Origin of the sequence: Mucilaginibacter sp. L3T2-6 (assembly GCF_030519355.1) — a bacterium.
Lineage (GTDB): Bacteria > Bacteroidota > Bacteroidia > Sphingobacteriales > Sphingobacteriaceae > Mucilaginibacter.
This window is the reverse complement of the sequence record NZ_JAUMKC010000004.1, coordinates 270,937-283,991: the sequence shown is the minus strand read 5'-3', so window position 1 is coordinate 283,991 and position 13,055 is coordinate 270,937. Positions and strand designations below refer to the sequence as shown.

5 protein-coding genes are annotated in these 13,055 nt (G+C 46.8%); all 5 read left to right on the top strand.

Features of this window, described 5'->3' with window-relative positions:
* Window positions 1-110: 110 nt before the first annotated feature.
* The 5 genes from Q3W13_RS07095 (at window position 111) to Q3W13_RS07075 (ending at window position 12,919) form a co-directional block, all read left to right on the top strand.
* Complete coding sequence (locus Q3W13_RS07095; protein ID WP_302862491.1) at window positions 111-9,614, top strand: neuraminidase-like domain-containing protein; 9,504 nt, start codon at window positions 111-113, stop codon at window positions 9,612-9,614.
* A gap of 226 nt (window positions 9,615-9,840) precedes the next feature.
* Window positions 9,841-10,044 carry a hypothetical protein gene (locus tag Q3W13_RS07090; RefSeq protein WP_302862489.1) on the top strand — a complete coding sequence of 68 codons (204 nt, stop codon included), beginning with the start codon at window positions 9,841-9,843 and terminating at the stop codon, window positions 10,042-10,044.
* A gap of 99 nt (window positions 10,045-10,143) precedes the next feature.
* Entirely contained in the window at window positions 10,144-10,614 is a 471-nt protein-coding gene (locus Q3W13_RS07085; RefSeq protein ID WP_302862488.1) for a hypothetical protein, read from the top strand.
* A gap of 185 nt (window positions 10,615-10,799) precedes the next feature.
* Entirely contained in the window at window positions 10,800-11,879 is a 1,080-nt protein-coding gene (locus tag Q3W13_RS07080) for a TIGR03118 family protein (protein WP_302862486.1), read from the top strand.
* 29 nt (window positions 11,880-11,908) lie between these two features.
* Window positions 11,909-12,919: a hypothetical protein gene (locus Q3W13_RS07075; RefSeq protein WP_302862483.1), complete on the top strand. Its 1,011-nt coding sequence runs from the start codon at window positions 11,909-11,911 to the stop codon at window positions 12,917-12,919.
* Window positions 12,920-13,055 lie beyond the last annotated feature (136 nt).

Here is a 13,055-nt window from a genome sequence, read left to right as displayed (position 1 = left end):
TATGGTAAAAGCAGTGATGCTGGCACGCAGTTCACTGCTGTGTCTCATTTTTTAAATCAATTAGCATAACAAATTTTAATCAACTTAAAATCAAATCAATATCTATACTTATGAAAAGCACGACAAACACCGGATCCGAAGGTTTTTCGACCGATGCAACCTACATGATACATGGCATTATACGCGGTATCTATCAGCAGCCCATGCCCGGCGCCACCGTCAGCGCCTACAACAAAACTATGCGCGATAAAACGCTGCTGGGCACCGCTGTTACGGCAGCCGATGGCAGTTATACCATCGCCTATAATCTTAAAAAACCAATAACGGCAACGCTTATCGTTGGGGTGTATGATGGCCAAGGTAACCCGCTGAAAGAGAATGAGGCCATCCGTGACATCCCTGCCGATTTACAGGCCGATTTTGACCTAAGCAACAGGCCGCTTGCTGGCCAACCGGATTTTGACCGGCTGATGGAACTTATCACCCCTTTTACAGAAGAAGTTCCCCTGGCGCAAATGACGGAATCCGCTGCCGGTGCAGAATTAAGCTTCATTGCCCAAAAGACCGGGCTGAGTTTAGGCGTTATTGAACAACTGGCAATGGCTGCACGTTTTGAGTCGTTAACTTCTGTTGCAGCGTATGCGTGGTACAGCATCCTGCGTTTTGCAAACGTTGCACAGGCCGGTTTAGCCGCGGGCACAGCTTCAGATTTCGAAGCCCGGGTAATTCAGACGCTCGACTCGCTGATGCACAAAACGGTTGATGAACTCACCGGAGCATTGCAGGCAGGCATTAATAATAATACGATAGCTTACCATTACCTGGCAGATATGCCGGCTCTTGGCAAACAGCTGAGTGATCAGATCGTTGCTTACGCGCAGAAGCATCCTATAACCGGGCAGCCATCTATTTTACTGCAGAATATACGGATCGGCGGCCTTAAAGGAGCAGACCTGCTGGCGTTTATTGATGCAAAAGCCAACCATAGTGGCAGCGAAGCAGCGTTTTGGGAGAAACTGGAACGGACAACGATACTAAGCGACCCGGCTAAAGCCGGTGCGGTGCAGGCCACTATGCAGGTAGCGGCCATGACCGGAAATAATCCGCAGCTTACCAGGGCCGTTGTCGATACGCATAAGATCAACACCGTAGCAGACATTAAACAACTGGCAGGCTACACCCGCGAAGAGTGGGCGGATATGCTTAAAAAAAACAACATCGTGCCTGATAGCACCATCCCGGGTAATACCGATGATGACAAATTAAACAATTATGCCGCGCGGCTTGATGCCAGCTTTACCAGTGCTTATCCCACTGCTGCCTTTGCTGCCCGTCTTCAAAAAGATGATACCAGTAAACTGCCTCAGCGCGATAAGGTAAGCCGTTTTTTGCAAAATAACCCCGGTTTTGATTTGCTGAACCACCAGGTTGGTACGTTTATTAAAGAGAACCCCAACGCAGTGGATCAGCCAGACCAGGCTGATGTGGCTGAGCATGTACGCCGCGTACAACGTGTAATGAAGCTTGCTCCTTCGTACGAAAGCGCCTCTGTTTTGCTTAATGACGGCATACATTCTGCGCAACAGATACATAAAATGGGCGAGAACAACTTTATGAAAGCGTACGGCGATAAATTAGGCCAGGTCCAGGCAGCGCAGGTGTTTAAGCAGGCCAGCGCAACGCATGCTTCGGCACTGGCGCTTACAGGTAACCTTAAATCAATGGCCGATGCATCAGCTATTAAGGCTTTTCCGAATTTCAAAGCGGCAATTGAGCGGCTGTCGGCAGATATCCCGAACCTGGACACACTGTTCACACATGCAGATGCCTGCGAATGCGACGAGTGCAACTCGGTGTATGGTGCACCTGCATATCTTACGGACATATTACATTTCCTGGATCAGCGCCATAGCGCGCTGGATGCCGTTGGTGATGTTATTCCTACAGTGAAAGATGTGCTGTTACGCCGCCGGCCGGACCTGGGCGACATTGACCTGAATTGCGACAATACCAACACATTGGTACCTTATATCGATATTGCCTGCGAATTGATGGAAGATTATATCTCGCCCCCGGTTATTACTCTAGCAAATAACCTGGTGCCGTCACTAAGCCCGGGGATTATCGCACCGGCATTATTAACTGCTATTAAAGCGCAGTTTACCACGGCCGGGCTAACCAGCGTGGCTGCGCTGCTGACATCCGCCGCTAAGATATCTGATGCTTATACAACAACCCCGCTGCTGGATGACGGTACCTTCGCATTCAGAGACAATTATATTATAAGGGATGCCCGGATTGCTCTAAGAGCCAGTCTTATTAAGGGCGCAGCCACCCCTACTATCGAGGTAAGGGTATTACACCAAACATTTCAGGATGCCGACACCATTGCCGCAGGGCCTGAATATGTAAATACTAATGTTTACAGCAATTTTTTAGCAAAAGCAAAAAGGCCGTTTACTTTACCTTTCGATCTCTTCGAAACGGAAGGTGAGCTATATCTGCAGCAATTAGGCATCAGCAAAGCCAACCTGATCGATATCTTCCGCAAGGAAGACCACACCGCCGTGGGTAATTCCGTATCGGATCTCAGAATGGGTTATGCGAGCCTGGGCATTAACCTGGCCGAACAAACGTTGATTTTTGTAGCCGACCCGACCCACTTCAATTTTTACTGGGGCGGCGATGGCAGCAACAACCCAAAATCGCCGACGGAGTTATTTCCGAGCGAGGTTGACGTGATGCTTGCATTAACCGGCCTCAACTACGACGAACTCCTAAGCCTGATCAGCCTGCAATTTATTAATCCCACGAAAGACATTGCTATTCAGCACGACACGCTGGCTCCGGACATTAATCAGCAGCGATTGATTAATCTGAACGAGATCAAAATGGATGCCATGCACCGTTTTATACGACTGTGGCGAAAAACCAGTTTCAGCATGCAGGACCTGGATGCCATTATTATGGCTCCTAAAATGGGCGGCGGCGCTATTTCAACCAAACTTCCCTATCGTATTCAGCTGCTTACCAGCCTGCAGCAAAAACTACAGTTGGGCGTTGAGGAAATATTGGCGTTTTACCAGGACATTGACACCACGCAGGATGTACCAGGTAGTCTGTACAATCAACTATTTCAAAATATCACAATCACCAACCCTGTAAACACCAGGTTTTCAATCACCACAGTCAGGGAAGGTACAACCATTATTGTGGATTCAGACAAGCAGGTACTGGCTGCCATATTACAGTTGCCGTTAAGCGATGTAAATCTGCTTTTAACAAAAACAACCGGTAAAATATCGCGGGCAAACTTCTCTTCATTGTTTCGCTACACAAAACTGGCACAGGGACTGGACCTCAGTATAACTGATCTGTTAACGTTGACCAATCTGATCGATGCCAATCCTTTCCTCGACCCGGTATCTACAACGCTGTTCATAGATAAGTACAACGCACTCAAATCATCAGGTTTTAGCATTGATGAGCTGAACTATATCCTTCGGCACCAGGATAACACAGCCCAGGCGCTGGTGCCAACTTCCGGACAAATCGCTGCTGCGCTCACCCAGGTGCAAACCGAGTTTCAGGCTATTGTTGCAGCCACCCAACCTGCTCCCGATCAAAACGGGCAACTCCTTACCAAATGGTTGTCGGACGGCGCGTTTAACTGGGACCGCGGGCTGCTGAGCAAATTAGCGGACATATTGAATACTGTTGACGATGACGCCTACTTACAAAAACTGGCAGACAATACCAACTTTCTGAACAACCTTAGGTTGGTATATCATGATGCCATAATCACAGCCGGCCTGCCCGCTTTACCGCTTGATTCAACCGGGAAGCAAATCGTTATACCAGATTTTATCGCCTCACAACTATCGTACGATACTGACAATAAGCGCCTTCAGCTTGTTGGATACATGAGCACAAGCGATAAGGCAGCATTGCTTGCACTGGTTGCAGGTTCAACAACCGACCCCAATGTAGCGCTTTATACCGCCGCTGTAAACTCCATTTTTACAAAAGCACAACAAACCGACAACAGCGCGGCCAATATGTTCTTTAGCGGCTCCAACACCATCGCTACAGTATTAAATACTAAGATTAATGGCGATACAGCCAGCCGCTTTAGTTATTTTATAAACCTGGTTTCGCCGGTTTACATTAAACTGCAGCAACAAAATGCCCTGGTTAAGGATATTGCCAACTGGTTTGCCGTTGATAAAAAAGTGGTTACGCAGCTATTGATATCTATTCCGGGCATCTATGCGGATTTCAGCGCCGCCAATTTTATTGGCAAGTCGGTACCGTTAACCAATGCGGTACAGGTAAACCGGTATTTATCGTTGGCGAAGATCTGTTTTATTGCAGCAAAATTAAAGCTAACCGACGCAGAATTGGCTTTCCAGGTTGCGCACGCTGCTGATATTAACAGTCTTGATATTACAGCGCTGCCTTTAGTTCCGGTCACTGCGCCTGCTACTACTTTCCCGGCGTTCGAAGCATTCATTAACCTGTTAAAATTCGATCAGAACTACCCTGCTAAAGTTACAAACGTCGCTACCGGCGCTACTATGTCAATCTACAGTATATTGGCTGATGCTGTTGCACAGAAAAAGGCTAATATCACCGGGACAGCCCTTACCACCTGGATAGCAACCCTGGTTACCAACCTGGCGCTGTTAACCGGCTGGAACCAGGCCGACCTTTCGACACTTATCGGAGCAGGAGGCAATATTGCAACACTTAGCCTGCCTGCCGATATTTATTCAGTGCCGGTTTTGATGCGCCTAAACCAACGGATTACCATGCAGCAACAGTTGGGCATTACTATTGCTGATGCCTTTAACTGGACAAAAGACGCCCTTTTAGCTGCCGACACGGCAAAGATCAAGCAAGCTGTTAAATCAAAATATGCGAATTCCGATTGGGTGCAGGTAAGTAAAAAGGCACAGGACACCCTGCGCGAGAAAAAGCGCAATGCCCTGATCGCTTATTTAATGACCGATATCGAGGGCATATTTAGGTCTGTAAATGATATTTATGCCTATTTCCTGATAGACGTAGAAATGTGCTCGTGTCAGCCAACGTCGCGTATTGTACAGGCTACTAACTCGATACAACTTTTCGTGCAACGGTGCATTATGCAATTGGAACCGGATGTATTAGTTGACACAGCGACCGATTCGGTATGGAAGCAATGGCAGTGGATGAAAAACTTCAGGGTGTGGCAGGCTAATAAGAAGGTATTTCTTTGGCCCGAAAATTACATCGAGCCGGAATTGCTTCCGGTTGATGTTAAATCGTCATTCTTCACCGATCTCGAAAATGACCTATTACAGGGTGAGGTAACGGCGGAAAACGCGGAAGATGCATTCGGCACTTATTTGCATAAAGTGCTGGAAGTAGCACGGCTTGAAATTAAGGGCACCTGGTATGATGATCCATCCAAAACGTTGTACGTCATCGGTCGTACCCATGGCGGAGATCCAAAAACGTATTACTTCAGGAAATTTATCGAAGAGAGAAGATGGACACCATGGGAAAAAATACCGATTGGTATTGACGGCGATCATATTCTTCCGGTGGTTTACAATAGCCGGCTATATTTATTCTGGGGAGTATTTAAACAAAGGGCAAATCCGGCAAACACAAATACTGCTCAGCTACCGCCACAGTGGGTAATACAATTAGCTTACAGCGTATATAGCAATGGTAAATGGTCTGCCAAAAAGATTTCCAGAAATGACAACACGGGAAATATTATAGTAGATTCTGGCAAATATCCGAACCTTGAAAGTTTCTTGCTATTTGGTGCCGATTTGACAAAATGGGATTATACTGTAAATACGACGGTTAGTTTGCAGGTTTTCGATAAAGCATGGGATGCCACTGCTGTTAACGGCGATCTGATCATAAACTTCAGTTATTTTACAGGACCTAAGCCTCCGCCTGCTGTGGGCGTACCGGATGAATCGATATTTGATAATCTCGGTAATTTTCAGATAGATATTAACGGCAGCCCGGTTAAAATAAACTTACCTGTCAATATTGATGTTGTTAATAGTGATATTACTTTGGTAATAAACGGACCAACGCAAATGAAGCTCAGCTCTATGAGCTTTGTTGCTATAAGCTCCATTCAACAGCAAACCCTGCCCGATATTACAATGCTTGATAAAAATAGGGGCGCTTACCAGTTTGTAAAGAGCTTTCAGGAGGATAGGATATCACGATTTGAAACCCTCATATCTATAACACCAGCATTTAAAACACCTTGGGCAACCCTTAGCGGATATCTCCCGTTTTTCTACCAGGATAGCCAGCACACGTACCTCGTTTTAAGCAAATTTGCGGGGCCTGATAATAGTGGTAATTCGCAATATCAGGACTTGATTACGAAATATACGGTTGCAATTAACGAAAATCCCCGAAGCACAGGAGGTATAGCTGGTTTCGGCCTAAATGATAAAAAGTATCAATACATTAATCATTATCATCCTTTTATCCCCTCCTTTTTAAAAACTTTATTTAACGATGGGATTGACGGTTTAATGGATAGAAACACACAGTTGCTTGGTGACGTAACTTATGATAACAGGACCGGGCAATTTGATTTTGCTTCTTTTTATCCAGATTTTGTGGCGGGTGTTCTGGATACGACATTACGCAGTAAGTTTCAATATGCACCGGTAGTGCCGGGCACCGCGCCGCGCGAGGATGTTGACTTTAGTCCCCAAGCGGGTTATGGTTTGTATAACTGGGAATTGTTTTACCACGTACCATTGATGATTGCGGAACGCTTGAGCCAAAATCAGCAATTTGACGATGCAGACCGTTGGTACCGGTACATTTTTAATCCGCTGGATACTTCGGACAATGCCGCGCCAAATAAGTTCTGGAATACCAAACCATTCTTTGAAACAACTAACGACGATTATCTGGCTGAGCGTATAGATCAAATACTTCAGGGGGTTGGCAGTTTCCAAAATACGTTGATAAATAATGTTGCTGATTGGAGAAACAACCCATTCCAGCCGCATTTTATTGCGCAATACCGCACTGTAGCTTACCAGAAGGTCGCTGTGATGAAATACATCGGCCATTTGATACGTTATGGCGACCACCTTTTCACGCAGGATACCATGGAGTCGGTTAACCAGGCAACGCAATTGTATATTCTTGCGGCTGAAATACTGGGCCCAAAACCCCAGGAACTACCTTCGCCTGTTGTTAAGCCGATTAAAAACTATTCACAACTGGAGCAGAAACTGGATTCCCTTTCGGACGCAATTGTCGACGTGGAAAATCTGATGCCTTTTCAGGCCATCACTGGTTATACCGGAATTACACCGGGTCCGGATTTGAATACGCTGCAAACGCAGTATTTCTGTTTGCCGATAAATGAGAACCTTACCGGACCGACAGGTTATTGGGATGTAGTTACCGACAGACTGTTCAAGATAAGGCATTGCCTGAATATTAACGGTACACTTGCTCCGTTGGCGTTGTTCTCACCGGTTATTAATCCAGCTTTGTTGGTGAGGGCGACTGCGGCAGGCCTTGACCTTGGAAGCGTTCTGAACGACCTGAACTCACCATTACCACTTTACCGGTTTACCGTGTTGGCACAAAAAGCTACTGAGTTAACCACAGAAGTGAAATCGTTAGGAGCACTACTGCTTTCTGTACTCGAAAAGAAAGACGCTGAAGCTTTGTCGGTATTACGCGCCAGTCAGGAAACTAAGTTGCAGACAGCCATAGCCTTGTTAAAGAAAAAGCAAATTGAAGATGCGCAGGCAACTGTCGACCTTCTTATCAAACAAAAGGAGGAGACTACCGTGCGCAAAGATTATTACACAGGTTTAATAAGTGCAGGTTTAAATGGATGGGAAATCGCATCGTTGACGCTTGGAGGTACCTCTATCGCATTAGATCTGGCAATTGAGGGTACATACATAGGGGCGGCAGTTGCACACGCAGAACCAGACGGTTGGTTTGGGGCAATGGAGGCCGTTAGCGGCGGGCCAATCGAACTTATAAAAGAAGGTGGCAGCAAAGTGGGTGCATCTCTTGAAAACGTTGCAAGGCACCTGGGAACAATAGCGACAGGCTTTGATAAAGCAGCTGCAATAACAAATACCACGGCCGGCTATGAACGCCGCAGGCAAGAGTGGCAGTTCCAACTCGACCTGGCTAACAAAGATTTGGAGCAGTTCGACAAGCAAATTGCCAATGCCCAGTTGCGCTTGGAAATTGCACAAACAGATGCAGATAACCAGCAATTGCAGGTCGACCAATCGAAAGAGGCCGCCGATTTCCTGGCCAGCAAATACACCAACCAGGAGCTGTATAACTTCATGATAACCCAGGTTTCAAATACCTACTTTAAGAGCTACCAGCTGGCTTACAAAGTAGCTAAACAAGCCGAGCAATGTTTCCGCTACGAATTGGGGCTTGAAGATTCTGCCTACATCAATTTCGGTTACTGGGATAGCCTGAAAAAAGGCTTAACCTCGGGCGAGCAATTATTCTTCTACATCAAAGCTATGGAAGTAGCATACCTGGATCAGAACAAACGTGAACAGGAATTGACAAAATCCATTTCCCTGTCGCAGCTTGACCCTGTCGCCTTGTATAAGCTGAAAACAAACGGCGATTGCTGGATTAACCTGCCCGAAGAATTGTTTGATATAGATTACCCCGGCCATTACCTGCGCCGCATTAAATCGGTATCGCTCACTATTCCTTGTATCGCAGGCCCATATACTACCGTAAGCGCCACGCTAACCATGACCAATAATTCGATGCGCATCAGCCCGCTTGCCCCAGCCGATCCCGCTCAATATGGCCGCAAAATGACCACCGGCTCATCACCGGTACCAACAGATGATCCGCGTTTCAGGGATTCGGTAGGTGCATTACAGTCAATTTCAACCAGCTCGGCACAAAACGACAGCGGTTTGTTTGAACTGAATTTCAGGGACGAGCGCTACCTGCCGTTTGAGGGCGCGGGTGCTATAAGCTTGTGGCATCTGGAACTGCCGTCGTTCGATACGTTCAGGCAAATAGATTTCGACTCCATTTCCGATGTGATCATGCATTTGAAATATACGGCACGCGATGCCGGCGATCCGTTGAAAACGAGCGCAAAGACCAGCCTGCGGACTAAAATTAACCAAATGCTGGTTTCGACCAGAGACAGCGGCCTGATGCGCGTTTTCAGCGCCAAGAACGACCTGCCTACCGAGTGGTACCGCTTCCTGAACCCGGTTAACCCCACTGACGATCAGGTGCTCACCGTAAACCTTGATAAAACCAGGTTCCCGCTGTTTGCACAGAACTTCAACATTAAAATAAAGTCGATAGAGTTACTGGCAGATAACGGCGCGGGCTCGCCACCCATAAACGGACTGGTAGTTACGCCTGCACCAAGCGCTCCGGCAACCATCAGCCTTACAGCCTCGGCCTACGGACAAAACCTAGGGATTACCATGAGTTATAACAATGATCCGGGCACCTGGGTGATTTCGAACCCGGTTAAAAATGCGAGGTTAACCGGCGCTACATTAAAAAACATAGTGCTGATTGTTCATTATACCATTGCGTAAAGAAGCAAAAGTAGTGTAGGGCCTAAACGTAACAGGCCTGAATAAGCCAGCCCGGCCGGGCTGGCTTTTGTATTTACTCCAGCTGCCATTGTTGGGTTTTAAGCAGTACCGCCTGTCGTGTATCCGCATTTTCATCACGGTTTCGCCGTGGTTGGTGTAAAATAATTCGGCACAGGTCATTTTTTGATTTGTTTAGCGACAGCTTAACCAATAAGCAAGAAATTAAATGAATATAGATAAGACATTAACTGGCGCACCCGCATGGTTTGAGCGTGAACGCAAAGATTGCGAAGACCATCTTGCACACTACTGGCAGAACAATCAGGCCGGTAATCAAAGCGCCGGATGGCTTGCGTTTGACGATGCATTTACATATGACGGTTCAGTTTGGCTGGCGAATTTTGGAAATTGGCAAGAAAAGCGCATATAACCAGGTAAGCGTAGCCGACCTTCGTTACAGCATTGCCTGCGCAGCGATCCCGGAATTTACATGAACTATTTAATTATTTACCTATAAAAACCATTTATTATGAGTCTATTTTCATTTTTATCAAAGATCTGGCAGGGTATTAAAAGCTTGTTTGAAGAAATGCCCGACGAGCTTAAAAAAGCCATACATATTGGCGTTGAAGTCACCGAGAACATTAAGAAGTTTGTGAATTCGCCTGTAGCCGACGTGCTGACTGCTATCATACCCTCCGATATTGACAATGAAATTAAAAATTGGCTGCGCGATAAGATTCCCGGCATTCTGACCGAAATGAAGCTGGCCGATGATTGTGCGGGCTTAACTGATCCCGCTGCTATTACCGCATGTGCCATTAAGGTGTTGCAGGGACTTGATTCCAACATACAAAGCGCGTTTCTGCATAATTTGTCTATTATGGTTGCCCAGGTCGCTGCCGATGGTAAGCTAACCTGGTCTGACGGGGTTTATCTTCTCGAATGGTATTATCAGCACGGGTTCAAAGCTAAACAGCCGGAGCTGCAGGGCGTCTGATCGGGAATTAGTGTTTGTCAAGAATAATCACCCCTTCGTGTAAATATTTTAAACGGCTACCCTCTGAGTCCTTTTTTTGCCCGAAGAGTTTCCTCCTGGTTAGGGAGATTGCCGGAATACCGGGAACTAAAGGAATTACACAGTAAACTGAACATAAACAATTTTATAAAGAAATAGTATAATCTATGAAAAGAAGAATCGTTACCAATTTAATGCTGCTTACAGCAGCTGTTGCATCCAGCATCTATTCGTGTAAGAAAGAGCACAACACAACGTCAACCGGTCCTGTCTATAACATCACTCAAACTAACCTTGTAGCCGATTTTACGGGCGCAAATGCCGCTAAAACTGATACCAATCTTGTAAACGCGTGGGGGCTGGCGGCTAATCCAAACGGGATTATCTGGGTTTCATCGAACCATAAGTCGGTTAGCACGGTTTATGACAGTACCGGTTCGACATTAAGGCCGCCTGTAAACATTCCGCAATCGGGGTCTCCGACAGGTATTGTGTTTAACAGCACGGCCGACTTTAGCGGCAGCAAGTTCATTTTCGCAGGCGAAGACGGCGTTATCACAGCGTGGACGGCCGGCAATGAGGCGGTTCCCGTTCTCGGCGCCGCCGGTGGCGTTTACAAGGGCCTGGCCATGGGTAGTGTGAATAATATTAATTACCTGTACGCCGCCAATTTTAAAGGCGGGAAGATCGATGTAATCGATAAGGACTTTAACTATGTTCCCGCTAATTCGTTTAAGGACCCCAATCTCCCTGCGGGCTTTGCGCCATTCAACATCCAGAACATCGGGGGAATGTTGTATGTGACCTATGCCAAGCTGAAAGGCCCCGATAATGAGGATGACGACGCAGCTCCGGGAAATGGTTATGTAAATATATTCAAACCAGATGGCACATTTGTCAGGCGTTTCGCTTCGCAAGGGGCACTAAATTCGCCCTGGGGTATAACCCGTGCCCCCGCCGGGTTTGCCGCCGCGACAGAGACGATCCTGGTGGGTAACTTTGGCGATGGTAAGATCAACATCTTTGATGTAAACGGAAATTACAAAGGTCAGCTGCAAAAGGATGGAAAGCCCGTTTCTATTGAGGGCCTTTGGGCACTTGATTTCCTTAAAACAAATCCTGTTGCGTCAAGTAAACTATATTTCACTGCCGGCCCCGGCGATGAATCGCACGGTGTATTAGGATATCTCAAAAGCTCTTTTAGTGCCGGTACCGGGTCATCGGGCAGAACTTCCGGCGGCTATTGAATTTTTACATCATTTATTTAACCTAAATTATGAAAACAATCAATATCATTAAAATAGTGCCAGTATTGGCACTTGCGTTTGCAGCGTGCAAAAAACCGGAAAATCAGACAGGGCCCAACGCAGGTGGAGGTGTTAAAAGCGGAACGGAGAATCCGTTGGCTGCTTCGGCCTGCGGCGCAACCAAAGCAGACGCTGAGAACATAACTATTTTCCCGGCCGATAATGCGTGGCACCAGGATGTATCTAAAGCAGCCGTCGATCCGTACTGCACTAAGATAATTGCTCAATTCGCCACATCGCCGGTGCATCCTGATTTCGGCAGCGGTAAAATCGATGGTGCAACTTTTGGTTTCCCGTTCGCGGTAGTATGCGGCAGCCAGCCAAAAGTACGGGTGAAATATCGCGCAAATGCAATTGACGGCAATTTCGGTGATGAAAGCGACTCCGGGCCGTTTCCTATTCCGTTAACGGCGCCGGTTGAACAAAGTGGCGACGGGCATGTGATTGTGGTCGACAAGGATAACGATATGCTTTATGAACTCTATAATGCTAATGTAAAAGGAGACCATTGGGAAGCATCGAGCGGCGCAAAGTTCAACCTCAACAGCAACGCCCTCAGGCCGGACGGATGGACTTCGGCTGATGCTGCCGGCTTACCAATTTTTGCGGGATTGGTCCGGTATGACGAAGTTTTGAAAGGAGTAATAAATCATGCTATTCGGTTTACCTTGCCTAAAGCTGATATTCTTTCCAACTCCCATATCTTACCTGCACGGCACGGTGTTCCAGCCTCCGGTAAAGTGCATGCGGCCCTGCCGTTCGGTGCAAGGTTACGCCTGAAGGCCGGCTTTAATATATCGGGTTATCCGCCGCATATTCAAACAATTTTAACCGCCTTCAAAAAATACGGCATCATATTGGCTGATGTGGGCAGCGCGATGTTTATCAGCGGATCGCAGGATGACCGCTGGAATAATAACGAACTTAATCAACTGAAAAAATTAAAGGGTTCTGATTTTGAGGTAATCAGGTTCAATTAAGCAAAAAACTTAAAATAAAGGGCTAGGTTATTGACCGGACAATTGTCTGAGGCAGCTTTATCCCTTTATTCAAAGTAGTTAATTGATTCCGTTAGTTTGTTGACCGCCTCAGCAGGGCGGTCAACATTTACCGAAT